The organism is Mesorhizobium sp. CNPSo 4661, from assembly GCF_057784215.1.
In genome coordinates this window covers 69,880-96,512 of the sequence record NZ_JBWGIO010000015.1, presented here as the reverse complement: position 1 = coordinate 96,512, position 26,633 = coordinate 69,880, and the positions used below count along the sequence as shown (strand labels likewise).

At 64.4% G+C, this 26,633-nt stretch carries 24 protein-coding genes; 11 read left to right on the top strand and 13 right to left on the bottom strand.

The features are described 5' to 3' along the window. Nucleotides 1-85 precede the first annotated feature (85 nt). Together AC0YKC_RS22860 and AC0YKC_RS22855 are read left to right on the top strand one after the other, a co-directional pair. Nucleotides 86-769, top strand: coding sequence for an HAD family hydrolase (locus AC0YKC_RS22860; RefSeq protein ID WP_320294078.1), 684 nt, complete (start codon nucleotides 86-88; stop codon nucleotides 767-769). Continuing rightward, on the top strand, nucleotides 766-2,352 hold the full coding sequence (locus AC0YKC_RS22855) for an FGGY-family carbohydrate kinase (RefSeq protein ID WP_488512684.1): 1,587 nt from the start codon (nucleotides 766-768) through the stop codon (nucleotides 2,350-2,352). Before AC0YKC_RS22860 ends, AC0YKC_RS22855 begins: the two co-directional genes overlap by 4 nt. A 27-nt stretch (nucleotides 2,353-2,379) precedes the next feature. On the opposite strand, the gene AC0YKC_RS22850 is transcribed toward AC0YKC_RS22855, so the two are convergent. From AC0YKC_RS22850 to AC0YKC_RS22825, 6 genes are all read right to left on the bottom strand, one after another. Next, nucleotides 2,380-3,465 (bottom strand): ABC transporter ATP-binding protein, encoded by a 1,086-nt coding sequence (locus AC0YKC_RS22850; protein ID WP_488512683.1) that lies wholly within the window; start codon nucleotides 3,463-3,465, stop codon nucleotides 2,380-2,382. Between the two features lie 3 nt (nucleotides 3,466-3,468). Then, nucleotides 3,469-4,515: an NAD(P)-dependent alcohol dehydrogenase gene (locus AC0YKC_RS22845; protein WP_488512739.1), complete on the bottom strand. Its 1,047-nt coding sequence runs from the start codon at nucleotides 4,513-4,515 to the stop codon at nucleotides 3,469-3,471. Between the two features lie 16 nt (nucleotides 4,516-4,531). Continuing rightward, nucleotides 4,532-5,359 carry a carbohydrate ABC transporter permease gene (locus AC0YKC_RS22840; protein WP_434724831.1) on the bottom strand — a complete coding sequence of 276 codons (828 nt, stop codon included), beginning with the start codon at nucleotides 5,357-5,359 and terminating at the stop codon, nucleotides 4,532-4,534. Beyond that, nucleotides 5,356-6,222, bottom strand: coding sequence for a carbohydrate ABC transporter permease (locus AC0YKC_RS22835; RefSeq protein WP_488512682.1), 867 nt, complete (start codon nucleotides 6,220-6,222; stop codon nucleotides 5,356-5,358). The genes AC0YKC_RS22840 and AC0YKC_RS22835 overlap by 4 nt, the downstream gene beginning before the upstream one ends. A 100-nt stretch (nucleotides 6,223-6,322) precedes the next feature. Then, nucleotides 6,323-7,597 (bottom strand): ABC transporter substrate-binding protein, encoded by a 1,275-nt coding sequence (locus tag AC0YKC_RS22830; protein ID WP_488512681.1) that lies wholly within the window; start codon nucleotides 7,595-7,597, stop codon nucleotides 6,323-6,325. A gap of 229 nt (nucleotides 7,598-7,826) precedes the next feature. After that, a complete protein-coding gene (locus tag AC0YKC_RS22825) occupies nucleotides 7,827-8,744 on the bottom strand; it encodes an AraC family transcriptional regulator (RefSeq protein WP_488512680.1) in 918 nt (305 codons plus the stop codon). Nucleotides 8,745-8,988: 244 nt separating this feature from the next. Between AC0YKC_RS22825 and AC0YKC_RS22820 the strand changes: the two genes are divergently transcribed. After that, nucleotides 8,989-10,392 (top strand): MATE family efflux transporter, encoded by a 1,404-nt coding sequence (locus AC0YKC_RS22820; protein ID WP_488512679.1) that lies wholly within the window; start codon nucleotides 8,989-8,991, stop codon nucleotides 10,390-10,392. 21 nt (nucleotides 10,393-10,413) lie between these two features. On the opposite strand, the gene AC0YKC_RS22815 is transcribed toward AC0YKC_RS22820, so the two are convergent. The 5 genes from AC0YKC_RS22815 to speB form a co-directional block, all read right to left on the bottom strand. Next, complete coding sequence (locus tag AC0YKC_RS22815; protein WP_488512678.1) at nucleotides 10,414-11,274, bottom strand: dienelactone hydrolase family protein; 861 nt, start codon at nucleotides 11,272-11,274, stop codon at nucleotides 10,414-10,416. A 116-nt stretch (nucleotides 11,275-11,390) separates the two neighbouring features. Then, nucleotides 11,391-12,035: an amino acid ABC transporter permease gene (locus AC0YKC_RS22810; protein WP_434724836.1), complete on the bottom strand. Its 645-nt coding sequence runs from the start codon at nucleotides 12,033-12,035 to the stop codon at nucleotides 11,391-11,393. Continuing rightward, nucleotides 12,032-12,700, bottom strand: a complete 669-nt coding sequence (locus tag AC0YKC_RS22805; RefSeq protein ID WP_488512677.1) for an amino acid ABC transporter permease — start codon at nucleotides 12,698-12,700, stop codon at nucleotides 12,032-12,034. The genes AC0YKC_RS22810 and AC0YKC_RS22805 overlap by 4 nt, the downstream gene beginning before the upstream one ends. Before the next feature lie 67 nt (nucleotides 12,701-12,767). Then, nucleotides 12,768-13,577, bottom strand: a complete 810-nt coding sequence (locus tag AC0YKC_RS22800; RefSeq protein ID WP_320294088.1) for a transporter substrate-binding domain-containing protein — start codon at nucleotides 13,575-13,577, stop codon at nucleotides 12,768-12,770. Nucleotides 13,578-13,739: 162 nt separating this feature from the next. Then, nucleotides 13,740-14,795 carry an agmatinase gene (gene speB, locus AC0YKC_RS22795; RefSeq protein WP_488512676.1) on the bottom strand — a complete coding sequence of 352 codons (1,056 nt, stop codon included), beginning with the start codon at nucleotides 14,793-14,795 and terminating at the stop codon, nucleotides 13,740-13,742. 218 nt (nucleotides 14,796-15,013) lie between these two features. Between speB and gcvA the strand changes: the two genes are divergently transcribed. The 8 genes from gcvA to AC0YKC_RS22755 all read left to right on the top strand — a co-directional run bounded on the left by gcvA (nucleotide 15,014) and on the right by AC0YKC_RS22755 (nucleotide 24,104). After that, nucleotides 15,014-15,988: a transcriptional regulator GcvA gene (gene gcvA, locus AC0YKC_RS22790; protein WP_320294090.1), complete on the top strand. Its 975-nt coding sequence runs from the start codon at nucleotides 15,014-15,016 to the stop codon at nucleotides 15,986-15,988. A 199-nt stretch (nucleotides 15,989-16,187) separates the two neighbouring features. After that, nucleotides 16,188-17,492 (top strand): nicotinate phosphoribosyltransferase, encoded by a 1,305-nt coding sequence (pncB, locus tag AC0YKC_RS22785; RefSeq protein WP_488512675.1) that lies wholly within the window; start codon nucleotides 16,188-16,190, stop codon nucleotides 17,490-17,492. Between the two features lie 210 nt (nucleotides 17,493-17,702). Further along, nucleotides 17,703-19,142, top strand: coding sequence for a hypothetical protein (locus AC0YKC_RS22780; protein WP_488512674.1), 1,440 nt, complete (start codon nucleotides 17,703-17,705; stop codon nucleotides 19,140-19,142). A 155-nt stretch (nucleotides 19,143-19,297) separates the two neighbouring features. After that, nucleotides 19,298-20,602, top strand: a complete 1,305-nt coding sequence (locus AC0YKC_RS22775) for an ABC transporter substrate-binding protein (RefSeq protein WP_488512673.1) — start codon at nucleotides 19,298-19,300, stop codon at nucleotides 20,600-20,602. A gap of 215 nt (nucleotides 20,603-20,817) precedes the next feature. Beyond that, nucleotides 20,818-21,699: a branched-chain amino acid ABC transporter permease gene (locus tag AC0YKC_RS22770; RefSeq protein WP_434724841.1), complete on the top strand. Its 882-nt coding sequence runs from the start codon at nucleotides 20,818-20,820 to the stop codon at nucleotides 21,697-21,699. Further along, nucleotides 21,696-22,658, top strand: a complete 963-nt coding sequence (locus AC0YKC_RS22765; RefSeq protein WP_488512672.1) for a branched-chain amino acid ABC transporter permease — start codon at nucleotides 21,696-21,698, stop codon at nucleotides 22,656-22,658. The genes AC0YKC_RS22770 and AC0YKC_RS22765 overlap by 4 nt, the downstream gene beginning before the upstream one ends. Continuing rightward, nucleotides 22,655-23,383, top strand: a complete 729-nt coding sequence (locus AC0YKC_RS22760; protein WP_488512671.1) for an ABC transporter ATP-binding protein — start codon at nucleotides 22,655-22,657, stop codon at nucleotides 23,381-23,383. The genes AC0YKC_RS22765 and AC0YKC_RS22760 overlap by 4 nt, the downstream gene beginning before the upstream one ends. Continuing rightward, on the top strand, nucleotides 23,376-24,104 hold the full coding sequence (locus AC0YKC_RS22755; protein WP_488512670.1) for an ABC transporter ATP-binding protein: 729 nt from the start codon (nucleotides 23,376-23,378) through the stop codon (nucleotides 24,102-24,104). The genes AC0YKC_RS22760 and AC0YKC_RS22755 overlap by 8 nt, the downstream gene beginning before the upstream one ends. A 98-nt stretch (nucleotides 24,105-24,202) precedes the next feature. Here AC0YKC_RS22755 and AC0YKC_RS22750 read toward each other — a convergent pair whose 3' ends face one another. Further along, nucleotides 24,203-25,165 (bottom strand): ornithine cyclodeaminase family protein, encoded by a 963-nt coding sequence (locus tag AC0YKC_RS22750; RefSeq protein WP_488512669.1) that lies wholly within the window; start codon nucleotides 25,163-25,165, stop codon nucleotides 24,203-24,205. A gap of 58 nt (nucleotides 25,166-25,223) precedes the next feature. After that, a complete protein-coding gene (locus AC0YKC_RS22745; protein WP_488512668.1) occupies nucleotides 25,224-26,633 on the bottom strand; it encodes a sodium:proton antiporter in 1,410 nt (469 codons plus the stop codon).

Here is a 26,633-nt window from a genome sequence, read left to right as displayed (position 1 = left end):
GATCACGCTCCGACAAAAAGTTGGATCAGGATGACGATCCAACGAAGCGTTATCCTGATCTAACCGCGCTGGAAGCAACGCCGCGATGACGCCTGAGCTGGTCATCTTCGACTGTGACGGCGTGCTGGTCGACAGCGAGGCGCTTTCGGTCTCGGCGCTGCTTGGCATGATCGAGCTCGCCGGCGGCACGGTCAGCGAGGACGCCGCCTACGAGCATTTCCTCGGCAAGAGCATGAAGAGCGTGCGCGAGATCCTCGGCCAAGAGTTCGGGCTGGAGATCAACGACCAGCATCTGACCGCCATGCGCGTCGACCTGATGCGCAAATTCCGCGAGGAGTTGAAGCCGATCCCGGGCGTCAAGGAGGTGCTGCCGAAGCTCGGCCTGCCTTGCTGCGTCGCCTCGTCCGGCACGCTGGAGCGCATCCGCTACGCGCTCGACGTCACCGGCCTGCTCCCCTTGCTGGAGCCGCATCTGTTCAGCGCCAGCATGGTCGAGCGCGGCAAGCCGGCGCCCGACCTGTTCCTGCACGCCGCCGCCAGCATGCGGGCGCATCCGCGCGCGTGCCTGGTGATCGAGGACAGTCCCGCCGGCGTTGCCGCCGCCCGCGCGGCGGGCATGCGCGTCCTCGCTTTCACCGGCGGCTCGCATGCCTCCAATCCCGCCCTCAAAGCGCGGCTTGCGTCGACGGAACCGGACTTTATATTCGCTGACATGCTGCAATTGCCCGATCTGATTGCAGGCCTGGGAGCGAGAGTAAAAGCATCTTGACGAAAAGTTTCGTTTGCGCGGTCGATGTCGGCACCGGGAGCGCTCGCGCGGGCATTCTCGACTCCGAGGGCAACCTGCTCGGCCGCGCCGATCATCCGATCGCCATGCATCAGCCCAAGCCCGATCATGCCGAGCATGATTCGGAAGATATCTGGTCGGCGGTGTGCAAATCCGTGCGGTCCGCCCTGCAGAAATCCGGCGTCGCCGCCGGCGATATCGCCGGCATCTCCTTCGACGCGACCTGCTCGCTGGTCGCGCGCGACAGACAAGGCGACCAGATCAGCGTCTCGGTCAGCGGCGAGAAGCGCTGGGACACGATGGTTTGGCTCGATCACCGTGCCATCGCCGAGGCCGACGAATGCACGACGAGCGGCCACGCCGTTCTCGATTACATCGGCGGCGTGATGTCGCCCGAGATGGAAACGCCGAAGCTGATGTGGCTGAAGCGTCATCTGCCGAAGACATGGAATGAAGCCGGCTATCTGTTCGACCTTGCCGATTTCCTGACCTGGAAGGCATCGGGCTCGCTCGCCCGTTCGCAATGCACGCTGACGGCGAAGTGGACCTATCTCGCCCACGAGGAAAAAAGCTGGCGGCGCGATTTCTTCGAGCTGGTCGGCCTCGGCGATCTTTTCGAGCACGGCAATCTTCCGGAAAAGGCAAGCCCGGTCGGCGCCGATATCGGACCGCTGACGGCGAAAGCCGCCGCCGCGCTCGGCCTGACCGAGAAATGCCGCGTGGGCGCCGGCGTCATCGATGCCTATGCCGGCGCGCTCGGCGTTTTGGGCGGCTTTGCCGGCGACGAGAAGGACATCAGCCGGCATCTGGCGCTCATTGCCGGCACATCGTCCTGCGTCATGGCGATGTCGCTCGACCCGCAGCCCTTCGCCGGCGTCTGGGGTCCCTATTACGGCGCGGCCTTGCCGACGCTGTGGCTCTCGGAAGGCGGCCAGTCGGCCACCGGCGCGCTGCTCGACCATATCATCCGCTGGCATGGCGCCGGCGGCGAGCCGGACGCGGCCATGCACATGAAGATCGCCCGGCGTGTCGCCGAGCTGCGCGCCGAGGATGGCGATGCGCTTGCTGCAAGGCTGCATGTGCTGCCGGATTTCCACGGCAACCGTTCGCCGCTCGCCGACCCGCACGCGGTCGGCGTCATCAGCGGCCTGACGCTCGACGCCTCCTTCGACAGCCTGTGCAAGCTCTACTGGCGCACCGCCGTCGGCATCGCGCTCGGCGTGCGCCATGTGCTCGAGGCGCTGAACGAGAACGGCTATCTGATCGACACGCTGCATGTCACCGGCGGCCACACCAAGAACCCGCTTTTGATGGAGCTCTATGCCGACGCAACCGGCTGCACCGTGGTCGAGCCGCTGGCCGACGAGGCGGTGCTGCTCGGCACCGGCATGGTGGCGGCGACCGCCGCCGGGCTCTATCGCGACCTCAACGCGGCCTGCGTCGCCATGCAGCAGGGCGGCAAGACCCGCGCGCCCAACAAGGAAGCCGGCGCCCGCTTCGACCGCGACTACCGGATCTTCCTCGAAATGCACCGCCAGCGGCAGATGCTCGACGCGATCGGGTAGAGCGCTTCCAGCGACGCTCTGGCCGTCTTATTGTCGGCGCAGCGACTTGCCGGTCTCGGCGGCGAACAGATGGATGCTGTCCTCGTCAAACGTGTAGCGGACAGGCGTGCTCTGCTCAGGGCATTCGCGGGCCGGCACCAGTGCGCTGATCTCCTTGCCACCGGAGCCGAACGTCACCAGCGCGTCATTGCCATGGAACTCGATGAGGTCGGCGGTGCCTTGCAACAGGTTTCCTGTGCCGGCTTCCGCCGTCTTCAGATCCGGGGGCCGGATGCCGAGCACCACGCGATCGCCATGCTGCAGATGGAAGTCGCCGCCTTCCAGCGATAGCACCGTCCCGGCGCCGGTCAGCGTCCAGCCATCGCCCTTCCGGCCGACCATGGCCTCGATGAAATTCATGTTCGGCGTGCCGATGAAGCCGGCGACGAACAGATTGCCGGGACGGCGATAGATCTCCGCCGGCGAGCCGATCTGCTCGATCACGCCGTCCTTCAGAAGCACGATGCGGTCGGCCAGCGTCATCGCCTCGAGCTGGTCATGCGTGACATAGACGGTTGTCGTCTTCAGCGACTGGTGCAGCCTGGCTATCTCGACCCGCATATGGTTGCGCAGCTTGGCGTCGAGGTTGGACAGCGGCTCGTCGAAGAGAAAAACTTTCGGCGTCTTGATCATGGCGCGCGCGATCGCCACGCGCTGCTGCTGGCCGCCGGAAAGCTCGGTCGGCTTGCGGCCGAGATAGGGTTCGAGGCCAAGCGTCTTCGCGACGGCTTCGACGCGCTTCTTGATTTCGGCCGCCGGCACCTTCTGCCGCTTCAATCCGAAGGCGACATTGTCGAAAATCGTCATATGCGGATAGAGCGCATAGTTCTGGAACACCATGGCGATGCCGCGGTCACCGGGATCGAGATCGTTCACCACCTTGCCGCCGATCGACACCTCGCCGCCGCTGATGTCTTCCAGACCCGCCAGCATCCGCAGAAGCGTGGACTTGCCGCAGCCGGAGGGCCCTAGGAACACGACGAATTCATGCTCCTCGATCGCGAGGTTGAGGTCGCGGATGACGGACGTGGCGCCATAGGCCTTGTCGACATGGGAGCAGGTGATCGCGGACATCCCTTAATCCTTCTCGCCGGTCAGCAGGATCTGCAGCTTCACGTCCTGCGGCTGGCCTTGCGCGGCGCGCTCGAACGCCTTGATGCTCTCGGAAAAATCATAGGTGCCGGTGATCAGCGGCTTGAGGTCGACCTTGCCGGAGGCGATCAACTGCAGTGCACGATCGAAGATGTTGGCGTAGCGGAACACGGTCTCGATGCGCACTTCCTTGGAGATCGCCGCCGGCACATTGAGCTCGACCGTTTCCACCGGCAGCCCGACCAGCACCACCGCGCCGCCCGGCCGCACGATGTCGAACAGATTGGCGAAGGCCTTCGGGCTGCCGCTCGCCTCGAACACGATGTCGGCGCCCCAATTGCCGGTGGCCGACCGCACCGCCTCGACCAGGGACTGCTCGCCGATATTGACCGGCACGATGCCGGTATACTGTGCGGCGATCTCCAATTTGGGGGCGGAAAAATCGGAGATCAGAACCTTGGAGCACCCGCCCGCCAGCGCCGCGAGCGCGATCATGATGCCGATCGGGCCGCAGCCGACGACGACGGCGACATCGCCCGGCACGATCCGGGCGCGCGCCGCCGCCTGCATGCCGATGGCGAAGGGCTCGACCATCGCGCCTTCGGCAAACGAGACATTGTCCGGCAGTTTGTAGGTGAAGGCCGCGGGGTGCACGGCGTAGGGCGCGAGCACTCCATGCACCGGCGGCGTCGCCCAGAAGCGGACGTCCGGATCGACATTGTAGATGCCGAGCTTCGTCGCGCGTGACGAAAGGTTAGGCACGCCGGGTTCCATGCAGACGCGGTCGCCAACCTTCAGGCTCGTGACATTGGCGCCGACCTCGACGATCGTGCCCGACGCCTCATGGCCGAGCACCATGGGCTGGCGCACGATATAGCTGCCGATGGCGCCATGCGTGTAGTAGTGCACGTCGCTGCCGCAGACGCCGACCGTATGGATGGCGATCCTGACGTCGTCCGGCCCGACATCTTGCGGCAACGCGATCTCGCGCAGCGACAGTTCGCCTTTTTTCTCAAGCACCAGTGCTCGCATCGGGATAAGCCTCACTTCAACTTTTCTTTTGCCGGAAAACGGAATTCAGGAAGCCGCTCAAGACGCCGAGGAACAGCAGCGGTGGCAGCGACAGGAGCACGACCGAGGCGTTGAGGATGCCCCACGGCACGTTCATGCCTTGCTGGGAGAGTTCCGAAGCGACGATCGGCAGCGTCTTGGCGTTGGAGCTCGACAGCATCAGCGCGATCAGGAACTCGTTCCAGACCAGCACGAAGCTGAAGGCGATGGCGCCTATGAGCGAGCGCGCCGCCACCGGAAGCGCGATCCGCCAGAACACCGAATAGGCGCCGTAGCCGTCGACGAAGGCAGCTTCCTCGATCTCCTTAGGCACGCCCTGGAAGGCAGGAATCGCCAGCCACATGATCACCGAGATGGTCAGCAGCGAATAAGTGACGATCAGCGCCGGCAAAGTGTCGTAGAGCCCGACCTGCAGCCAGATCACCATCAGCGGGATGGCCACCGCCACTGGCGGCAGGAAGCGCAGCGACAGCACGAAGAACTGGATGTCTCCGGCAAAGCGATTGGGATAGCGCGCCACCGCATAGGCCGCCGGCAACCCCAGTACGATGCCGATCAGCACCGCCGAGCCGCAGGCGACGACCGAATTGTAGAGGCCGGTCAGCACGCTGTCGCGGCCGAGGATATAGGTGATGTTGGCCAGCGTCGGCGTGAAGATCACCTTCGGCACGCGCGTGATGATGTCGACATTGTTCTTCAGCGCATTGAGCGCCGTCCACACCAGCGGGAACACGGCCAGGAATCCGGCCAGCGCCAGGATGGCCTTGGCGATCAGGCGGCCCGGTCTTGCCCGAAACTGCCTCATGCCTGCACCCGCTTCCAAAGCATTGTGAAGGTGATGACGGTCGCGATCATCATCAGCACCGCCATCGCCGAAGCGTAGGAGACCTTGCCGGACTCGATGAAGCCTTGCGAGAAGGCGTACATGTCGAGCGTCTCGGTCGCGACGCCGGGACCGCCGCGCGTCATCACATAGATCAGGTCGAAGGAGCGCAGCGACTCGATCATCTTGACGAACATCAGGCTGATCAGCGGCGCTTTCAGCATCGGCAAGGTGACATAGGCATGGATCTGCCAGCGCTTGGCGTGATCGAGCCGCGCCGCCTCGATCGGTTGCGGCGGCAGGGTTTCGAGCAGCTTCAGCACGATGACGGCGAAGAACAACCCCCATTGCCAGACATCGACCGATGCCACGGCAAACAACGCGGTCGCGGGCTTGGACAGCGGATCGAAGATGAGGCCGCCCGTCACCAGCCGGTAGGGATAGGTGGCGATGCCGTAGAGCGGGTGGTAGGCGAACTTCCAGACGAAGGCGGCCGAGACGCGCGGCAACAGCACCGGGATGATGAACAAGAGGCAATAGAAATTGCGCAGGCGTGGGCCGGCGACCTCGAACATCAGCACGCCGAGCCCGATCGCCACCACCATCGTCGCCACCACGGTGACGATCTCCCATTTCACCGAAACCCAGACGGCGTTGAGGAAACGGCGGTCGAGGAAGAGATCGGCGAAGTTAGAGAACCAGACCCAGGAATAGCCCGTCGTGCTCAGCTCGCGGTTCTGCAAGGCGATGACGATGGCGTAGAGCGTCGGCACCATCGACAGCACCAGCAGGATGGCTAAAGTCGGAACCAGAAATGTGACCGGCAGGGAAGAGCGTCGGCGCATTGCCTATCCTCGGATTTTTGCTGTGTCTGGCGAAGGTCCCGCGGCGCGCAGATCCGGCATTCCTTCGAATGCCGTGGACCGCGCGCCACGGGTGGGAGGATTACTTCTTCTTCACCAACTCGTTGGCATAGGCCTCGAGCTCGTTGAGGCCGCCCTTGATGTCGGTGCGCGTGCCGGTGACGAGCTCTTCGAGGATAATGCCCCAGCGGTCGCCGAGATCGGGCCAGCGCGGATCCTGCCAGAAGTTCACTGCCGTCACCTTGCCGGTATCGGCCAGCGCCTTGCCGAGATCGGCGCCGTAGATGTCGGCGAATTCCTTGCTGGTGAGGATGCTGGTGCGGTTCAACTCGCCGAACTGATGCGCGTCGAGCCGGCGCTTTTCATTTTCCTTGGACGTTGCCCAGGCGATGAACAGGCCGGCGCATTTCTTCGCGGCGTCATCCGCATTGGCCTTGGTGCCGATGGCGAGCCCGTGGCCGTAGCCGCCGCCGGGCAGTGGCGAGGGCGGCGGCAGGAAGCCGACCTTGCCGACAACCTGCGAGGTCTTCGGGTCGACCGCCATGCCCGACAGCGGCGTCGATTCGACAAGGATGGCGACCTGGCCCGACAGGAAAGCGCCGGTCGATTCATCCCAGCTGCCGGTCTGTGTGCCGGGCGCCGAGTCCTTGAACAGCTTCAAATAGGTCTCGGTCGCCTTGACGGCAGCGTCCGAATTGAAAGCCGGCTTGTCGCCGTCGAACCACTTGCCGCCATAAGCCTTGAAGAACGGCATCCAGCGCCAGACATTGGCGCCCGAGCCGCGCGCGCCGCGCAGCGCAATGCCGTATATGCCCTTGTCGGGATCGTTCAGTTTCTGGACGTCGGCAATCAGCTCGTCCAGCGTCGTCGGTGGCTGGATGCCGGCGGCCTCCAGCACGTCCTTGCGATAGACCATCAGGTCGCCGCCGCCGGTCAGCGGCGCGAACCACACCTTGCCGTCATAGGTGGCGACCTTCTGGCGGCCGGGATCGAAATCGGCATAGTCGTAGTCAGCCGGATAATAATCGGTCAGCGGCGCGATCCAGCCGGAAGACGCGAACAGCGCCACATTGGCCTCGTCGACATAGTAGACGTTGTAGTTGCCGACGGTGGAGGCGTCGGCGCGCGACTTGGCGCGTCGGTCGTTCTCGTTGAGGTAATCGATCTGGAAGGAAGCGCCGGAGAGTTTTTTGAACTCATCCTTGGAGTCCTCCAGAAGCGTCAGGCCGTCGCGCGGCTGCGCCAGCACCTTGACCGGCGCCGAGCAGACCGGCGCCTGGGCAAGTGCTGCGGTTGATACGGAAGCGGTAAGCACGAAAGCTGCACCGAGGCTGGCAGCGAGCCGTGTTGATTTCATTGATGTTTCTCCTCCAGGAACAAGCAAGTCTGTGGGCTAAGCGATCCTCACCGTCGCCCGCATGACTGCGACCCGCCGCCAAAATGAGGAGTTGGAAGGGGCGAGACTAGAAGCCCCGTTGCAGCAGACCTGTACTTTTATGCATTGTGCGGCGCAAAAAATGGCACAGGCAGAGTCTGCCCGTCACACGAGTATCAGTGCCATCAGAAGTGGTCGGACCCCGGCCAGATCAGGCTCGCAGCGTCAACCGCTGCCGCGACAGTTTGCGGTAGGAGGAAGGCGTCATCTTGTGCTTGCGCAGGAAGGCACGGTTGAAGTTCGAGATGTTCATGTAGCCGACCTGGAAGCAGATGTCGGTGATCGGGATCTCGGTATCGGCGAGCAGCTTGCAGGCCTGCCAGAGCCTGAGCTTGGCGACATGGTCGCTGAAGGAGTTGCCGGTGTTCTTCTGGAAAAAGCGTGAGAATGTGCTTTCGCTCATCCCGGCCAATGCAGCCACGTCCGGCAGCTTCAAATCCTCGGCAAAGTGCTGGAACAGATAGGTCAGCGAGCGCTGGATGATATCGAGCGATTCCGCGTCGAGAAGCGGGGAAAAATCCGGCGACGACAAAAGCGCGTATTCGTCGGTGGTGGCCAGAAGGTCGAGCAGTTCGAGGAACAGGCGGAACCTCGCCAGCCCATGCACCTCTCCCATCCGCTCCATCAGCTCGGCGCCGTCGAGCGCCGTCTGGCCGTGGAAGACCATGCCGCGCAGCGAGCGTTCCAGGAACGGTTCCAGCTCGCGCAGTTCCGGCAGCAGCCCGGACGAGCCGCGCAGCCGTTCGGGATCGAATTGCAGGACGATATCGCGGCCTTCGATCAGCTCGCCCGGCTGCACCGCGGTCACCCAGTCATGCGGCAGGCCGCCGCCGACGATCGTCAGATAGCCCGGGCCGAACTCGCCGATATGGTCGCCGACCAGCACCACGCCGGACGATTTCCGCAGAAGATGGATTTCGTATTCGGGGTGGAAATTCCAGACATTGCGCTCCCACGGATAGTCGTCCAGCCGCCACAGGAAACTGTCGCTTGCCTCGGTCACGATGTGCTCGAACGCGGGCACGGTGCGCGGGATCGCGGCGGTGTTCTTTCTGCGCCTGAACGGCATCATTTCCTCCCGGCACGCTGCGACGGCTGCGCATGCCAAGGGCATCCGTAGCAGCCTGCGGCCGGCAAATGAAAGAGGCGTCGCGGATTCCCCGGCTCCGGCTGGATCAATCGCTAGCCGGACCTCCTCCCTTGCCAACATGTCGCATTTCGTTCACAAGGCGACGCAAACGGCGCCATTTGCGCCGTTGTTGTGCGGCTTCCGGCCCTTTGGCCGATGCGCCGTGTTCTGAAAGAGCGGAACAATGTCTGCGATCGAAGCCGGCGCTCGCGCGCCGGAAAATCTTTGGCGTCAGGAAATCAGGGCGACGATCGCGCTCGCCTGGCCGATGGTGCTGACCAATCTCGGCCAGACTGCCATGACCGCGACCGACGTCATGATGATGGGCCGCCTGGGGCCTGATACTCTGGCCAGCGGCGCGCTCGGCGCCAACCTCTATTTCATGCCGCTGATCTTCGGCCTCGGCCTGATGCTGGCGACCTCGCCGATGATGGCGACCGAGCTCGGCCGCCGCCGTCATTCCGTGCGCGACCTGCGCCGCACCGTGCGCCAGGGCCTATGGCTGGCGATCCTGATCTCGATCCCGATCTGGCTCGTCCTCTGGCATGGCGAAGAGGTGCTTTTGGCCATGGGCCAGAAGCCGGAGCTCGCGCGGGAAGCCGGCATCTACCTGCACTGGCTGCAATGGGCGGTGCTGCCCTTCTATTTCTATATCGTGCTGCGCTCCTTCATCTCGGCACTGGAGCGGCCGGGCTGGGCGCTGATCATCGTTTTCGTCGCGGTCGCCTGCAACGCCGTCTTCAACTGGGTGTTCATGTTCGGCAATCTTGGCGTCAAGTCGATGGGCATCGCCGGCTCCGGCCTCGCCACCACTCTGTCCAGCACGCTGATGTTCGTCGGCATGGCGGCGGTGGTGATCAAGGAGAAGAAGTTCCGCCGCTACCATCTGTTCGGCCGCTTCTGGCGCTCCGACTGGCCGCGTTTTCGCGGCCTGCTCCGGCTCGGCCTGCCGATCGCCGGCATCCTCGCCTTCGAGGTGACGATCTTCAACGCGGCGGCTTTGCTCATGGGCCTGATCGATGCGGATTCGCTGGCAGCCCACGCGATCGCCATCCAGATCGCCTCGATCTCCTTCATGGTGCCGCTCGGGCTCAACCAGGCGGTCACGGTACGGGTCGGCCTGGCGCATGGCGCCGGCAACCCGGAAGGCGTTTCGCGCGCCGGCTGGACAGCCTTCGTCATCGGCGTCTCCTTCATGGCGCTGATGGGCCTGGTGATGGTCCTGTGGCCGCATGCGCTGATCAGCGCCTTCATCGATCTCGCCGATCCGGCCAATGCCAGGGTGATCACGCTTGCCGTGTCGTTCCTTATGTTCGCCGCGCTGTTCCAGATTTTCGACGGCGCCCAGGCGGTTGCGGCCGGCATGCTGCGCGGTCTGCACGACACCAAGGTGCCGATGATCTATGCGGCGATCGGCTATTGGGGCGTCGGCCTGCCGCTCGGCGTGCTGCTCGCCTTCCATTTCGGCCTGAACGGCGTCGGCATATGGATCGGCCTGGCCTCGGGGCTGGCGGTGGTGGCGGCATTGCTGCTGGCGCGCTGGCTCAGGCGCGACCGCATCGCGCCGGCGCTCTCCTTCGGGCATTGAAGCGGCGCCGGTTCACGCTGCCTACTGCTTCAATACGGCGAGAAAATCCGGCACGTCCTTGAGCGCGGCCGCGCGGGCGGCCGGATTTAGGCCGGCATGGGCAATGCCGTTGTCATTGGCCGTGTAGGCCAGGCCATGCAGCTCGTGCAGCTTCTGCGCCTCATTGTCGAAGTCATGATAGGCGCCTGGATAGAGGATGAGTTTCACCTTGTCGGGATTGGCGTCCGCCAGTTGCTTGCACGGCGCGGCCGGCGTCCAGTCGTCCGCTTCGCCCATCACGATGAGCAGCGGCACGCGTGTCGCCCAATCGCCCTTGTCGGCCATGGCGGTGCAGCCCGGATAGAAGGCGACCGCCGCGCGAAAATCCGGCGAGCCAGCCTTGGGCCTGTCCTTGGGACGGACCGTATAGAGCACGCTGGAGCCGCCATTCGACCAGCCGAGCAGGGCGATCGCGTCGGGTTTTACATAAGGCAGCGTCTGCAGATAGCGGCGGGCGGCGTTCGCATCTTCCACGCGTTCGCGAAAAGGTTCGACCCGCCGGTCGTCGTTTTTGCATTGCGGGCCGAGGTCGCGCGAGCCGTAGCTGTCGGGAAAGAGCACGACGTAACCGAGGGCGGAGAGCCGCTTGCCCCAATCGGCATGGCGCGGACTGAGTCCTATGTTCTTGCTGCTCCACAGCCCGCTGCAGCCATGCATGGCGACGATCGCCGGAAATGGCCCCTGTCCCTGCGGCTTGAACAGCATCGTTTCCAGCTTCCCCGGCTGGTTGTCGCCATCGGCCGGGATGCTGACGCTTTCCGGTGTCGGTTCGGCGGCCGTGGCCGGCTGTGCAGTCCAAAGGGCGAACAGCCCCGCAAGCGCGACCAGGTGTTTCGTCCACATCGCCGGATGCTCCCCCGAAAGCGGTCGGTGAGGCTCAGAGTGAGATGCATCGCGGCCGGACTGCAAATCACAGTTGCGTGGCGAATGGCTCGCGCACTGGCGAGCATTGCCTAGGTCTAGCGGGCGGCCGCACGCTCGAGCCGCCGCGCATATTGCGTCAGCGGGAAGCACAGGGCGAAGAAGATCAGCGCCACCAGCCCGTAGACCTTGAACGGCTCGAAGGTCGCGTTGTTGATGGCGTTGGAGGTCCTGACCAGCTCCTCGAAGCCGATGATCGAGGTCAGCGCCGTCGATTTGATGAGCTGCACCAGGAAGCCGACGGTCGGCGCGCGGGTAATCGCGAAGGCCTGCGGCAGGATGATCAGCCTGAGCTCCTGCAGATAATGCAACCCGAGGCTGGCCCCGGCGTCCCATTGGCCGCGCGGCAGCGCGTCGACGCCGCTGCGCCAGATCTCGGCCAGATAGGCGCTGGCGAAGAAGGTCAAGCCCAGCGCCGCCGCCGTCCATGGCTCGATGCGCAGCCCCAGCATCGGCAGGCCGAAGAACATCAAAAAGAGCTGCATCAACAGCGGCGTGCCTTGGAACAGCGCGATGTAGCCCGAGGCGATCCGCTTCACCCATTTGTTCTTGGCGATGCGGAAGAACAGCACCACCAGCCCGACCAGCGCGCCGCCGATGAAAGCGGCGAGCGACAACAGCACCGTCCAGCGCGCGGCGAGCAAAAGGTTGCGGACGATGTCCCAGAAGGTGAATTCGATCATGATACACCTGCCCCCAGCGCCCGGCGTCCGCCGGCAACCAGCAGCCGGCGCAGCCCCATCGACAGGCCGAGATAGACCATGGTCACGACGAGATAGGTCTCGAAGGCGCGAAAAGTGCGCGCCTGCAGCATGTCGGCCTCATAGGTCAGCTCGCGCACCGCGATCTGCGACACCACGGCCGATTCCAGCATCATGATGACGATCTGGCTGGTCAGCGCCGGGTAGATCACCTTCAGCGCCTGCGGCAGCACGATCTTGATGAACACTTGCCGGGGCCTGAGGCCGAGCGCCAGTGCGGCTTCCGTCTGGCCGCGCGGCACGGCGTCGAGCCCGGCGCCGACGATCTCGATCGTATAGGCCGCCATGTTGAGCGTCATCGCCAGCATCGCGGCCAGGATCGGATCGAGCCGGACGCCGAGGCTGGGCAGGCCGAAGAAGATGAAGAAAAGCTGCACCAGGAACGGCGTGTTGCGCATCACCTCGACATATGTGGCGATCGCCAGTTGAAGCGGCTTGGGGCCGTTTCTTTTGCCGGCAGCGCCCAGGATGCTGAGAACGGTTCCCACCAGCGTAGTGACGGCGATCAGCAAAACCGTCGTCGCCGCGCCGCGCGTGATCGCGCCCACGGCACCCGCAAGCCAGCCGAAGTCCAGGCTGTAGCCCATCGCGATTGACCTTGTTGGAACAGTCGGAGCGGTTCAGCGCTTTGTGCGAGCCGAACCGCTCAAGAGATCAATCCTTGAGGTTGTCGGGATTGAGCGGCGTCTTCAGCCATGCCTTCGAGCTCTCGTCGAGCTTGCCGTCGGCCAGCATCTTGGCGACGGCGTCGTTCACCGCCTTCTTCAGCCTATCCTCGTTCTTGTTGAGGCCGATATGCGAGGGCGAGGTGAGCAGCTGGAATTTCTGCTCCGGCTTCAGCGCGTCCTGCTTGGCCAGCACCTGGGCGCCGACATCGTTGCCGACCACCATCAGCTGGGTCTGGCCGGAGATGAAGGCCTGGATGACGGAGTTGTAGTTGTCGAAGCGGCGGATGTCGGCCGAGGCGGGCGCTGCCTGCGTGAGCGAGGTATCCTCCAGCGTGCCGCGATTGACGGCGATCGACTTGTCGGCAAGGTCTTCCTTGCCTTTGACGGCAAGCGCGGCCGGGCCGATGACGGCGATATAGTAGGGCGCGTAGGCGGCGGCGAAATCGATCACCTGCTCGCGTTCCTTGGAGTAGCCGACGCTCATCAATATATCGACACGCTTGTCTGTGAGATAAGGGATGCGGTTCTGTCCGGTGACGCTGACCAGGTTGAGCTTCACCTTCAAGGCATCGGCGATCGCCTGCGCGACGTCGATGTCATAGCCCTTGATGCTCATGTCGGCGCTGGCCGAGGAGAAGGGCGGGAAGTCGGAGAAGATGCCGACATTGATGGCGCCGGCCTTGGTGATGTCGTCGACGGCGTCGGCTTTTGCTGCTTGGGTGGCGAGACCGAACCCTGCCGTGGCGAGCATCATCGCAGCGGCAATGGATGATTTGAACTTTGCATGAAGAGTCATTGTTATTCCCCTGCTGGAAGCTTGTTGTTGCATCCGGCCGCCGGCTCCAGCGCGGCGGCCGTGTTGGTAGAGCAATTCCAGGAAAAGTGAGACCCGGTTTAGGCTTGGCGACTTCGCCATAGCTTCCGTTCGGAATTGCGTGAAAATAAAGAAATGCCAGTCTCAGTCCTTCTTGATTGCCGGGCTGAACACCATCAGGCTCAGGATCTCGAACAGGACCTGGGCGCCGACATGGGCGGTGTTGGTGGTCGAGTCATATTGCGGCGCAACCTCGACGACGTCGCCGCCGACGATGTTGAGGCCTTTCAGGCCACGCAGCAGCTCGAGCACCTCGCGCGTGGTCAGCCCGCCGACTTCCGGCGTGCCGGTGCCGGGCGCGAAGGCCGGATCGATGCTGTCGACGTCGAAGGAGATATAGGTCGGGCCGTCGCCGACGATCTTGCGCGCTTTCTCGATGATGGCGGGAATACCGAGCCCGGTCACCTCCTCGGCATGCACGACCGTCATGCCGGACTCGTAGGTGAACTCCCACAGATATTCGGCCGAGCCGCGGATACCGATCTGGATGGTGCGCGAGGGATCGAGCACGCCGTCCAGCACGGCGTTGCGGAACGGTCCGCCATGGTGGAACTTGGTCATGTCGAACAGCCCGCTGGTGTCGCAATGGGCATCGATATGGATCATGCCGACGGGAGCTTGTCTGCCGACCGCCCTCAGGATCGGATGGCTGATCGAGTGATCGCCGCCGACCGAGAGCGGCAGCACGCCGGCATCGACGATCTGGTTGGTGCGCTTTTCGATGTCCTCATGGCTGATCTCCAGCCGGTAGCGGCTGCGGAACGGCGTGTCGCCGATGTCGGCGACGCGCAGCTCATGCGTCGGCGCGCATTCCAGCACATGGTTGTAGGGCCCGATGCGCTCGATGGCGCGCAGCGCGCGCGGTCCAAAGCGCGAGCCGGGACGATTGGTGACGCCGAGATCCATCGGCACGCCGATCATCGCCACCTGCAGGTCGCCGAAATCCGGGTTCTCGGCGGCGATTTCGCGGTAGGGCGCGGCGAGGAAGGTCGGGATGCCGGAATAGGGCGCCAGCCTCGTGCCCGATTTGTTGAAGATCTTGTCGGCGACCTTGCGGAATTTCGGGTCGAACATCTCGCCGCCATGGCTCTCGCCATATTTGCGGCGCAACGCTTCGAGCTTGCCGCGATCGTAACCCATGTCCGGTCTCCTCTTCTTGCCTGCTTGCAGCGCTGTCCGCATGGACGATTTGCCAAGCCAGCCTGGTGTCCGGCTGGATCGTTGCCCGCCGGCTGCGCTGCGGATTTCACGTCTCTTGAAGCTGTTCCGGGCAAAAGTGTCGGGCAGCCGCATTGAAAAATCAATTGATATTGTTAGGGTCTTTTCTGTGAGAAAATCTCACAAAGTAGGAGCCCTTCATGGCCAAGCGCCTGCCGCCGCTGAACCCGTTGCGCGCCTTCGAGGCCGCGGCGCGGCACGCCTCGCTGACCAAGGCTGCGGGCGAGCTGAATGTCACGCATGGCGCCGTCAGCCACCAGATCAAGGCGCTCGAGCAATCGCTTGGCGTGAAACTCTTCGAGCGTACCGGTCAGCGCGTGAAGCTGACGCCGCATGGCGCCGAGTTCCTGCCGGCGGTCTCGGCTGCCTTCGACGGCATCGCCGCCGCGACCCAGCGCATGACGCGGCCGGCAAGCGCCGGCGCGTTGTCGGTATCCTGCGTGCCGGCGCTGTTGCTGCTCTGGATGACGCCGCGCCTCGGCTCCTTTACCGCGCAATATCCGGATATCCAGCTGACGCTGATCCCGTCCAACGACGCCCGCGACATCCGTGCGCCGGATATCGATGTCTGCGTGCATTATGGCGACGGCAGCTGGAGCGACTGCTGGATACGCAAATGGTCCGGGCTGGAACTTTTTCCCGTGGTCAGCCCGACGCTGATCAACAACCGGCCGATCCGCAGCGTCCGCGACCTTGCCGACCACGTCTTCCTGCACGGCGACGACGGCCGTGAGTGGCACACCTGGCTCGCCGCCGCCGACGCGCTCGATCTGGAGCGCGGCCGCCGCCATCATCTGGGCGATGCGCGCATGGCGACCGAGGCCGCCGTGCACGGCCATGGCGTGGCGCTCGGCGATTCCGTCACCGCGCGCGCCTTGCTGGCCAGGGGCATGCTCGTCGCGCCCTTTACATTGTCGGTGCCGGCGGTCGACGATTTCTACGTCGTCTGCCGCAACGAAATGCGCTCGACGCCGATCGTCCAGCTGTTCATCGACTGGCTGTTCGCCGAGAAGGAGCAGGACGAGGGCCGCGCCGACGCCCCGGTGGCCGGCCGCGTGCCCAGCCGGAGAAAACGCCCGGCGCTAAAGGTGATAGGGGCCAGAACGGCCTCTTGAAGGCTGGACTTGCATCGCTGCTTTTTGTCGGGCCAGCTTGCAAAGCGACAAGCGCGTTCGAAAATACAGTGCTAAGAGGCAGTTGGCTGAGGCAATTCCAGGAAAACCGCGCGAGGGTCTTCCATCCGGGATTGCTCGAACGAGGACTTGAAGCGTGGCGCCTGCGTTTCCGTGCGTCGTGCCTTATGGGTGAGGAAGAATGGCAAAGACCGATATAGCGCGGCGCGTCTACAACCACACCTGGAAGCTGGACCCGATCGTCCGCAGCCTGCTGGACACCGACTTCTACAAGCTTCTTATGCTGCAGATGATCTGGGGCATGTACCCCAAGGTCGACGCCACCTTCACGCTGATCAACCGCACCACCTCGGTGCGCCTCGCCGACGAGATCGACGAGGGAGAGTTGCGCGAGCAACTCGACCATGCCCGCACGTTGCGCTTCTCCAAGAAGGAGATGATCTGGCTGGGCGGCAACAATTTCTATGGCCGCAAGCAGATCTTCGAGCCGGAATTCCTAGCATGGCTGGAAGGTTTCAGGCTGCCCAATTATGAGCTCACCAGGCGCGACGGCCAGTACGAGCTCTCCTTCCCGGGACCGTGGATGTACACCACACTCTGGGAGATCCCTGCTTTGGCCATCATCAACGAACTGCGCTCCCGCGCCGCCATGCGCTCTTATGGGCCGTTCGCGCTCGACGTGCTCTATGCCCGCGCCAAGGCCAAGATGTGGGCCAAGACCGAGCGGCTGAAGGCGCTGCCCGGTATCCGCATCTCCGATTTCGGCACCCGACGCCGCCATTCCTTCCTGTGGCAGCGCTGGTGCGTGGAGGCGCTCAAGGAAGGCATCGGCGACGCCTTCACCGGCACCTCCAACGTGCTTCTGGCCATGGACAACGACCTCGAAGCCTTGGGCACCAACGCGCATGAACTGCCGATGGTCTTTGCAGCCCTTGCCAATTCCGAGGCGGAGCTGCGCGAGGCGCCCTACAAGGTCCTGCAGGACTGGCAGCGCTATTATGGCGGCAATCTGTTGATCGTGCTGCCCGACGCCTTCGGCACGGATTCCTTCCTGCGCGACGCGCCGGACTGGGTCGCCGACTGGACCGGCTTCCGCCCCGACAGCGCCCCGCCCATCGAGGGCGGCGAAAAAATCATCGACTGGTGGCGCAAGAAGGGCAAGGACCCCAAGCAGAAGCTGCTCATCTTCTCCGACGGGCTCGAGGTCGAGACCATCGAGGCGACCTACAGGCATTTCCGCGGCAAGGTGCGCATGTCCTTCGGCTGGGGCACCAACCTCACCAACGATTTCGAAGGCTGCGCGCCGACCGAAACCGACAGCCTCGATGCGATTTCGCTGGTCTGCAAGGTCACCGAGGCCAATGGCCGGCCGGCGGTGAAGCTGTCGGACAACCCCGCCAAAGCAACGGGGGATGAGAAGGAGATCAAGCGGTATCTGAGGATCTTCGGCGAGAAGGGGCGGGTGGAGCAGCTGGTGAAGGTGTGAGGGTCTTTCCCTGTGACCTGTGCGTATCCCGCATCGTCGAGCAATGCTGCGCGGCTGGATAGGTCGAGTTCCTTCGCCCCCCTCTCTGTCCTGCCGGACATCTCCCCCTCAAGGGGGGAGATTATCTTGTCGCCTCCGCTTTCGCCAATTGCCAACGTTGAAAACGGGGAGCCGGCGCCGAAACCGCCAATCTCCCCCCTTGAGGGGGAGATGTCCGGCAGGACAGAGAGGGGGGCCGTAGAACGCCGTCGCCACAGGTTAGCCCTCCCTCTAGCTTTCCTCGCCATCGCTCCCACCCCCGCCTTCGCCCACGCCTCGGACCGCGGCCACGTCCTGCTTCTCCCGACCGGCTACTACCTCGTCGGCGGCGCGCTGGCGGTCGCCGTCAGCTTCCTCGTACTGGCGCTGCTGCCGCCCGCCACCCTCGACAATTTCTGGCGCCGGCGCCTGCCGCTGTCCACCTTCGGCGACGCTCCGCGCACCCTCATCAGCCTGCTTTCCTTTGCCGGCTTCGCGCTGCTCGTCGCCGCCGGCGTCCTCGGCAGCCGTGATCCGCTCTCCAACCCGCTGCCGCTGATGGTCTGGACGCTGCTTTGGGCCGGCTTCACCCTGCTGCAAGGCATCTTCGGCGACCTATGGGCGTGGCTCAACCCGTGGTATGGACCGTGGCGCGTCGTAAGCCGGCTCTTCGGCCGATACGGTGATGAAACACAGCCGTCGCGCCTGCCCAACGGGCTCGGCTTCTGGCCGACCTTCGTGCTGTTCTTCGCCTTCGCCTGGTTCGAGCTGATCGATCCCGCCCCCGACGATCCCGCGCGGCTGGCATACGCTGCCGGCATATATTGGCTGGCCAGCTACATCGCCATGCTCGTCGTCGGCTACGACGATTGGAGCAAACGTGGCGAATTCCTGACTGTCTTCTTCGCCATGGTCGCCCGCTTTGCGCCCTTTGAGCGTCACGAAGGCCGCCTCTCGCTCGGCTGGCCCGGCGCCAAGCTGCTGGCAGCCGAGCCGCTGCCGCCAAGCGGCACGGCCTTTCTCCTCCTGGCGCTATCCTCGGTATCCTTCGACGGCCTGTCGAAGACCTTCTTCTGGCTGGGTCTCTTCGGCATCAACCCGCTGGAGTTTCCCGGCCGCACCGCGCTGATCGGCATCGGCAGCTTCGGCCTCGTGCTGACCTTCATCCTGCTCGCGGTGGTGTTCGCGTTGGCCGTAATTCTCGGCCAGCGCCTCGCCGGTGATGCGCAGTCGTTCGGAAAAGCCGCCGGCCTGCTGGTCTGGTCGATCGTACCGATCGCGCTTGCCTACCACATCGCGCATTACCTCACCGTGCTGCTGGTCGACGGCCAGTACGCCCTGGTCGCGCTGTCCGACCCGTTCGCGCTTGGCTGGAACCTGTTCGGCACGGCCAACAGGATGGTCGAGGCCGGCGTCGTTGCCGGCGCCGAATCCGCCTGGTGGCTGTGGAATGTCCAGGCGGGTGTCATCATCGCCGGCCATGTGCTGGCCGTGCTCGTCGCGCACGGCCTCGCCTGGCGTCTGCACAAGCAGCCGTCGCGCGCGGCGCTCAGCCAGCTCCCTCTCACCCTGTTGATGATCGCCTACACGATATTCGGCCTTTGGTTGCTTGCCACGCCGACCGCCGGATGAGACAAGGGCGCGCCTCCGGTGCCGTCAGGTAAGCTCGCTTGCCACGTCGCGGCTTTGGTGATTTAGTTTGTACACATGCAATTTTTCCATCCTTCGGAAGGGGGATGGTTTAGCCGCCTTATCGCTGGTCAAGACTGAAAAACAGGGGAACGGACATGGCTGACAAGAACGGATTTTTCGACCTCTCCAAGACGACGCTGTCGCGCCGCACGGCGCTGAAGGGCATGGCCGCCGGTGCCGGTCTCGCGCTGGCGCCGGGCTTCGTCCGCTACAGCCAGGCGCAGAGCTCGGCGCCGATCAAGATCGGCTTCCAGTCACACCGCACCGGCATCGGCGCCGCCTATGGCCGCTGGTATGAGAAGACGAGCGCCGCCGCCGTCAAGGCGATCAACGATGCCGGCGGCATCAGCGGCCGCCAGGTCGAGCTGGTGATCGAGGATGACGGCACCGATCCGGCGCGCGGCGCCGAGGTGGTTGCGAAATTCGCCAAGCAGCACAAGACCGACATCGTCTTCGGCACTTTGTTCTCGCATGTCGTGATAGGCTCGGCGCCCGCCGCCGGCGAGAACAAGATCCCCTATTTCGTGGTCAGCGAGGGCCACCACGTCGCCTCCACCAAGCTCAACCGCTACGTCTTCCAGCCCGGCATCACCGACGTGAAAAGCCAGATCCAGTCGATGGCGCCGTGGATCGCGGCGAACGCCGGCAAGAAGGTGACGCAGATCTTCCCCGACTTTGCCTTCGGCTACGATCACCGCGACTACCTGCCGCCGGCGCTGAAGGCGCAAGGGGCCGACGTGATCGCCCAGATCGCCATCCCGCCGACGGAGAGTTCCTTCACGAAGTACTTCCCGCAGATCCCGGCCGAGACCGAGGTGATCTACCACGTCATGGTCGGCCCGGCCGTCCTCACCTTCGTCAAGGAACTCGGTGAGTTCTACGGTTCGCAGCGGCCGCAGCTCTTCGGCTTCATGGATTCTCTGGAGGCCACCGACATCAACAGCCCCGGCCTCGAATTCCTCGACGGCAGCCATTTCTGGGAAGGCTCGCCGCGCTATGCGCAGCCGGATGATTCCGCCGCGCAGAAAGCCTATCGCGCCGCCGTCGGCATCGATGACAATGGTGCTGCCGTCGGCGATGCCAAGGACGTTTCCACCGCCTCGCATATGTTCGGCTGCTGGGAGACGCTCTACGTCGTCAAGAAGGCGATGGAAGATGCCGGCTACAAGGGACCGGAGGACCGCGCCAAGCTGGTCGAGGCGACCGAGGCGCTTAAGGAATTCGCCGAAGGGCCGGAACATCCGCAGGGACCGAAGACCTTCAACGGCAAGATCCACCAGTGCTTCGGCATCCAGAACATCTCCAAGGTCGAAGGCGGCAAGCTCAAGGTCGTGCACAAGACCAAGATCGAGGACGGCCTCTACGAGCCGGAAGGGGATTACACCACCCAGGCGCTGTAGGGCCACCCTGGCAAGCGTGAGCGCCAAGCCACCCCCCTCTGTCCTGCCGGACATCTCCCCCGCAAGGGGGGAGATCAGCGGTTCACGCGGCGGCGCCTATCTGGCGGCGTCGGCGATTGGCGAAGCCCGTCGCGACATCCAATCTCCCCCCTTGCGGGGGAGATGCCCGGCAGGGCAGAGGGGGGTGCCTCGCGCCGCCGTAACCGGGTAGCCTCATGCACTTCGGACCCCATCTCCTCCTCGCCGCCCTCGAAGGCCTCGTCACCTCCGCCGTATTGGCGCTGACGGCGCTCGGCCTGTCGCTGGTGTTCGGCGTCATGCGCGTCGTCAACGTCGCGCATGGCGAGTTCTTCATGCTGGGAGCGGTGCTGGCCTGGGCGGTCTCGACGGCGATCGCGGGTCATCCGGCGATCGGTTTCGTGGCAGCACTTGTGATCGCGCCCTTGCTCGTCGGGCTGGTCGCGCTGATCGCCGAATGGCTGGTGCTGCGCCGGCTCAACTACAACCCCGAGAGCACCATCGTCGCCACCATCGGCATGCTCTACATCATCCAGCAGCTGGCGCTGACCTTCTACGGCCCGGAAGCGCGCCCGGTGGAGCCGCCCTTCAGCTACCGCATCCTTTTGCCGTGGTTCGGCTATTCCGGCTACAAACTGTCGGTGGTTGCCGCTTCCGCCATTCTGCTCGTCATCACCTGGCTGGTGCTGACGCGCACGAAGATCGGCCTGATCATGCGAGCCACGCAATATGACCGCGAGACGGCGCAGGCCTTCGGCATTCCGGTCGAGCGCGTTTATGCCGGCGTCTTCGCCATCGGCGCCATGCTGGCGGCGATCGCCGCGGTGCTGATCGTGCCGATCAGCCAGGCACATTACCTGATGGGGCAGGACCCGCTGCTTTTGTCCTTCATCGTCGTCATCATCGGCGGCCTCGGCTCCCTGCGCGGCACGGTGGTCGCCGCCATCCTGATCGGCCTTTCCGACGGCATCATCTCGATGTTCTTCTCGCCGACCCTGGCCAAGATCATCGCCACGCTGGTGGTAGCCATGGTGCTGGTGTTCCGGCCGCAAGGCCTGTTCGGGACCACGTCCAGATGAAGGATGCTTCGCCGGCAAAGACCTACGCGCTGCATATCGGCGTCATCGCGCTTCTCTTCGCGCTGAACTTCGTCCTGCCGGACTACCACCAGGGCCTGTTCGCCCGCATCATGGCGCTGGCGGTCTTTGCCATGGGCTACAACCTGCTCTTCGGCTATGTCGGCCTGCTCAGCCTCGGCCACGCTATGTTCTTCTCGGCCGGCCTCTATGGCGCGGGCTTGACCGTCTATCACCTCGGCTGGGGTGTGCCGGAAGCCTTCGTCGCAGGGGTCGCCTGCGGCGCTCTGCTCGCTCTGGCCGTCGGCGTGCTGGCGCTGCGCACCTCAGGCGTGGCGTTCATGATCGTCACCATGATGTTCGCGCAGGTCTTCTTTCTGCTCATCCTCTATTTCGCCGCCTGGACCGGCGGCGACCAGGGCCTGGTCATCCAGCAGGCGTCACGAGTGATTTCGATCGGCGGCGCCTCCCTCGACCTGACGAATTCGACCGTGCGCTACATGAGCGCGCTGGCGCTGTTCTCTGTCGTGCTTCTCATCACCTTAGCCATCGTCCGCTCCCGCTTCGGCCGTGTGCTGGTCGCCATCCGCGAGAATGAGGAACGGACAAAAATGCTTGGCTACGACACAGTCGCCAACAAGCTCGCGGCGGTCGTGGCCTCCGGCGCCATCTGCGCGGCCTCGGGCGCGGCCTATGCCTTGCTGTTCGGCTATGTCGGATCGAGCCTCGCCTCGGTGCAGTATTCCATCCTGCCGCTGCTCTGGGTGCTGCTCGGCGGTGCCGCGTCCACGCTCGGGCCGCTGATCGGCACGCTGTTCATGTATTACGTCACCGACATCACCAGCGGATTCACTTCCGCCTATCTCCTGATCGTCGGCGTGGCGCTCATCCTGCTCGTCCTGTTTGCCCCGAAGGGCATCATGGGCAGCATTCGTGAGCGCTGGCTGGGGTGGCTGCCATGATGCCGCTGCTCACCACCAAAGGCCTGTCGCGCCAGTTCGGCGGCCTGCGCGCGGTCGACGGCGTCGACTTCACGCTGATGCCGGGCGAAATCCGCGCCATCATCGGCCCGAACGGCGCCGGCAAGACCACCTTCGTCAGCCTGCTCTCGGGCCGCATCCGGCCGTCGTCGGGCGCAATCGTCTTCGACGGCGCCGACATCACGACGATGCCGGCTTACAAGCGGGTTCGCCTCGGCGTCGCCTATACTTTCCAGATCACCAGCGTCTTCGCCAACCTCACCGCCTTCGACAATGTCGCGCTGCCGGTGCAGCGCACGCTGACGGACGGCCGCACGAAGGGGCAGGTCAGGACCGGCGTGATGGCGGCGCTCGAACGCACCGGCCTGGCCGACCGCGCCGGCACGCCGGCGGGGCAGCTTTCCTATGGCCACCAGCGCCTGCTCGAAGTCGCGATGGGCTTGGCGCTGAAGCCGCGCCTGCTGATCCTCGACGAGCCGACGCAAGGCCTTGCCGACAGCGAGATCGACAATTTCATCACGCTGGTGCGCGAGATCGCCAAGGGCGCAACGGTGCTCCTGATCGAGCACAACATGCCGGTGGTCATGCAGCTTGCCGACCGCATCACCGTCTTCAATTCGGGAAAGATCCTCGCCGAAGGCACGCCGGAGCAGATCCGCGCCGACCGCCAAGTCCAGGACGCCTATCTCGGAGCGACCCATGGCTGAGTCCGTTAGCGCCGATGGCGGATTGCTCACCATTTCCGGGCTCGACTGCTTCTATGGCGAGGTGCAGGTGCTCTACGGCCTCGACCTGGCCCTGAACAAGGGCGAGGTGCTGTGCCTGTTCGGTCGCAACGGAGCCGGCAAGACGACGACGTTGAAGGCGATCATGGGTCTGGTGCCGGCGGCTGCCGGCTCGATCAGGCTGGACGGCAAGGAGCTGACCGGGCTCGCCGCGCATGACGTGCCGAAGGCCGGCGTCGCCTATGTGCCGCAGGGCAGGCGGCTGTTCGCCGAGATGACGGTGGCGGAAAACATCGAGATCGGCCTGATGGCGCGTGGCAAGAGCAAGCAGACCCGCGAGAGCGTGCTCGATCTCTTCCCGCTGCTCAGGGAGCGGCTGAGGCAGCGCTCCGGCACGCTCTCCGGCGGCGAGCAGCAGATGCTGGCGATGGCCCGCGCGCTTTGCCTCGAGCCGCAAGTGCTCTTGCTCGACGAGCCGACCGAAGGGCTGATGCCGTCGATGATCGCCAAGATCCGCGAAACGGTGGCGAAGCTGCGCGATCTAGGCGTCTCGACCATCCTGGTCGAGCAGCGCGTCGACGCGGTGCTCTCGGTCGCCGATCGGGTTTGCTTCATCGAGAACGGCCGCAACCGCGAGACGGTCGATGTCGAGGCTTTGCGGGCAGACCCGTCAGCCGTGCGCCGCTATGTCGGCGTGGGCTAGAGCAGTTCCAGGAAAAGTGTGAAACGGTTTTCCGTCCGGAATTGCGTAAAAACAATGAGATAGAGCGGTTCGGCGATTCTGTGAAATGCTGAACCGCTCTAGGCGCCCAGCGCGCCGACCGATTTCGCGCGCAGAAATGCAAGGCCGGCGATTGCGAGATCGCCTACCGCGATGCCGCGGAACGCGAAAGCGGTTCGCTCAGCTGCACTCTGGCGACCCGGCACATCGCCTCCAACCAAACCTGTCAGGTCGCCCACAATGAGTTCGGGCTTCACCATCGGTTTGCTCATCTGCGCCTCTTGCGCCAGGTCGTCTATGACGATGCGATCGAAGGCAGCCATGCTTTCCGGCAGCCAGGGCAGGGCCAGATCGGTCATGGTCACAAAAACGCCGGCCTTCAGCCAGCGCGCATCCAAAAATGGAGCGGGCTCAGGCACCAGGGTGACCGTCGTCACCACGATGTCTGCTGCTTCGACCGCCGCCTTGGCGGTATCGCAGGACGTCGCGGTAAGGCCGCGCATCTCAGCCATACGACAGAATGCGTCGCGGCTGGCTTTGCCCCGACTGAAGGCCCTGATCTCCTGCAAAGGGAAAAGGTCGGCCAGGACCTCGAGATGGCCGCGCGCCTGAACGCCGCATCCGATGAACGCGACGCTTGTCGAGCCGGCCCGGGCCAGGCGCCGTGCCGCCACGGCGCTCAGGCCGGCCGTGCGCTTCTCCGTCACCCAATTGCCGTCGACCACGGCAAGCGGCAGCCCCGTCTCGGCGTCGAGAAGGCTGACGATCGAGTTGAGGGTTGCAAGTCCGCGCTCGGCATTGCGGGGGTTGACCACCAGCGATTTGGTCGTCAGCACCCGGGGCTCGGTCGCGACACCGAGAGTGGCCATGATGTAGCGGTCGTCGCCTGGCCGCACCACCGCCTTCGGCGCGCACCATACCTCGCCTCGCCTTTGACCGATGATCTGCCGCTCGATTTCGTCGACCACATCGGCGGTCGAAATCGCCAGGCGGTCCAGGAACCCGGCTGACAGATAGGGCAGGCTTTCAGCTTGAATGGTCATTGTCGCCCCCACGAATGGCTTGCCTTGGATAAGCACTCCCCGGCGATGGTTTCCCAGCTCACCTGAAAAACAAGAACCCGGCAATCAAGAACGTCGGGATCAGCACCAGGCCGGACCACATCATATAGCCGAAGAAGCCCGGCATCTTGAAGCCGCGGTGCCTGGCGATGGCAAAGACCATGAAGTTGGGCGCGTTGCCGATATAGGTGTTGGCGCCCATGAACACCGCGCCGGTCGAGATTGCGGCCAGCGTCGAGGCGGCCTCCGTCATCAGGTGCCTGGCATCGCCGCCGGCAAGCTCGAAGAACACCAGATAGGTCGGCGCGTTGTCGAGGAAGGATGACAATGCCCCGGTCAGCCAGAAATAGGCGAGGTTGTTCGGTTGGCCGTCGGCGGAGGTGACCAGCGACACCAGCGGCGCCAGCGCACCGTCGTGGCCGGCTCGCAGGATGGCGATGACCGGCACGATGCAGACGAAAATGCCGGCAAAGAGTTTCGCCACCTCGGCGATCGGCCCCCAGGTGAAGCCATTCGCTTCGCGATGGCTCTTGTACGAGACTTTTAGCGACAGGAAGGCCAGCGCCAGGATGATGGCGTCGCGCACCAGGTTCTGCAGCTCGAGGCTGACGCCGAGGATCGGGATGCTGATGCCCGGCTTCCAGCTCGCCGAAAGCAGGATCGCGCCGATGACGCCGGCGAGCAGGGGCAGGTTGGCCAGGCCGCGCAGGCGCACTTTCGAATCAGGCGTCGGATCCTTGATCTTCGGCATGCCGCCCTCACGGCGGTGCAGCACGATATCGAGCGCCAGGAAGACGATGAGCACCAGTCCGCCGGTGAACAGCGTCTCGCGCCACAGGCTCGCGGTCGTCCAGAAGAAGTCGACGCCGCGCAGGAAGCCGACGAACAAGGGCGGGTCGCCGAGCGGGGTCAGCGAGCCGCCGATGTTGGAGACCAGGAAGATGAAGAAGATCACCACATGCGCGTTGAACGGTCGGTTGTCGTTGGCGCGCAGCATCGGCCGGATCAGGATCATTGAGGCGCCGGTCGTGCCGATGACCGAGGCAAGGAGCGCGCCGATCAGCAGCAGGCCGGCATTGGTGAGCGGCGTGCCGTGGATGTTGCCGGCAAGCAGGATGCCGCCCGAGATCGTGTAGAGCGCGAACAACAGGATAATGAAGGACAGATATTCGGTGAGCAGCGTGTGCAGCACCGCTTCGCCTGCCGAAGCAAGGCCGAAGGCGACCGCCAGCGGCACGACCACCAGAGCGGCCCAGGCGGCGGCGATCTTGCCGTAGTGATGTTCCCAGACATGATGAAAGAGCAGTGGCCCGGTCGCGATCGACAAGAGCAGGCCGGCGAAGGGAAGTGCCCACCACAGCGACATCGCGGCGCCGGGCAGTTCGTGGATTTCGGCGGCGAATGCCTGCGCTGGAAGCAGCACCGCTATCGCGGCGACAAGCCCCCTCAT

What these genes read in the sequence shown, in the direction of transcription:
- AC0YKC_RS22860 (WP_320294078.1), top strand. Translation starts at nt 86, where the DNA reads ATGACGCCTGAGCTGGTCATCTTCGACTGTGACGGCGTGCTGGTCGAC.
- AC0YKC_RS22850 (WP_488512683.1), bottom strand. Translation starts at nt 3,465, where the DNA reads ATGTCCGCGATCACCTGCTCCCATGTCGACAAGGCCTATGGCGCCACG.
- AC0YKC_RS22845 (WP_488512739.1), bottom strand. Translation starts at nt 4,515, where the DNA reads ATGCGAGCACTGGTGCTTGAGAAAAAAGGCGAACTGTCGCTGCGCGAG.
- AC0YKC_RS22840 (WP_434724831.1), bottom strand. Translation starts at nt 5,359, where the DNA reads ATGAGGCAGTTTCGGGCAAGACCGGGCCGCCTGATCGCCAAGGCCATC.
- AC0YKC_RS22835 (WP_488512682.1), bottom strand. Translation starts at nt 6,222, where the DNA reads ATGCGCCGACGCTCTTCCCTGCCGGTCACATTTCTGGTTCCGACTTTA.
- AC0YKC_RS22830 (WP_488512681.1), bottom strand. Translation starts at nt 7,597, where the DNA reads ATGAAATCAACACGGCTCGCTGCCAGCCTCGGTGCAGCTTTCGTGCTT.
- AC0YKC_RS22825 (WP_488512680.1), bottom strand. Translation starts at nt 8,744, where the DNA reads ATGCCGTTCAGGCGCAGAAAGAACACCGCCGCGATCCCGCGCACCGTG.
- AC0YKC_RS22820 (WP_488512679.1), top strand. Translation starts at nt 8,989, where the DNA reads ATGTCTGCGATCGAAGCCGGCGCTCGCGCGCCGGAAAATCTTTGGCGT.
- AC0YKC_RS22815 (WP_488512678.1), bottom strand. Translation starts at nt 11,274, where the DNA reads ATGTGGACGAAACACCTGGTCGCGCTTGCGGGGCTGTTCGCCCTTTGG.
- AC0YKC_RS22810 (WP_434724836.1), bottom strand. Translation starts at nt 12,035, where the DNA reads ATGATCGAATTCACCTTCTGGGACATCGTCCGCAACCTTTTGCTCGCC.
- AC0YKC_RS22805 (WP_488512677.1), bottom strand. Translation starts at nt 12,700, where the DNA reads ATGGGCTACAGCCTGGACTTCGGCTGGCTTGCGGGTGCCGTGGGCGCG.
- AC0YKC_RS22800 (WP_320294088.1), bottom strand. Translation starts at nt 13,577, where the DNA reads ATGACTCTTCATGCAAAGTTCAAATCATCCATTGCCGCTGCGATGATG.
- speB (WP_488512676.1), bottom strand. Translation starts at nt 14,795, where the DNA reads ATGGGTTACGATCGCGGCAAGCTCGAAGCGTTGCGCCGCAAATATGGC.
- gcvA (WP_320294090.1), top strand. Translation starts at nt 15,014, where the DNA reads ATGGCCAAGCGCCTGCCGCCGCTGAACCCGTTGCGCGCCTTCGAGGCC.
- pncB (WP_488512675.1), top strand. Translation starts at nt 16,188, where the DNA reads ATGGCAAAGACCGATATAGCGCGGCGCGTCTACAACCACACCTGGAAG.
- AC0YKC_RS22780 (WP_488512674.1), top strand. Translation starts at nt 17,703, where the DNA reads ATGTCCGGCAGGACAGAGAGGGGGGCCGTAGAACGCCGTCGCCACAGG.
- AC0YKC_RS22775 (WP_488512673.1), top strand. Translation starts at nt 19,298, where the DNA reads ATGGCTGACAAGAACGGATTTTTCGACCTCTCCAAGACGACGCTGTCG.
- AC0YKC_RS22770 (WP_434724841.1), top strand. Translation starts at nt 20,818, where the DNA reads ATGCACTTCGGACCCCATCTCCTCCTCGCCGCCCTCGAAGGCCTCGTC.
- AC0YKC_RS22765 (WP_488512672.1), top strand. Translation starts at nt 21,696, where the DNA reads ATGAAGGATGCTTCGCCGGCAAAGACCTACGCGCTGCATATCGGCGTC.
- AC0YKC_RS22760 (WP_488512671.1), top strand. Translation starts at nt 22,655, where the DNA reads ATGATGCCGCTGCTCACCACCAAAGGCCTGTCGCGCCAGTTCGGCGGC.
- AC0YKC_RS22755 (WP_488512670.1), top strand. Translation starts at nt 23,376, where the DNA reads ATGGCTGAGTCCGTTAGCGCCGATGGCGGATTGCTCACCATTTCCGGG.
- AC0YKC_RS22750 (WP_488512669.1), bottom strand. Translation starts at nt 25,165, where the DNA reads ATGACCATTCAAGCTGAAAGCCTGCCCTATCTGTCAGCCGGGTTCCTG.
- AC0YKC_RS22745 (WP_488512668.1), bottom strand. Translation starts at nt 26,633, where the DNA reads ATGAGGGGGCTTGTCGCCGCGATAGCGGTGCTGCTTCCAGCGCAGGCA.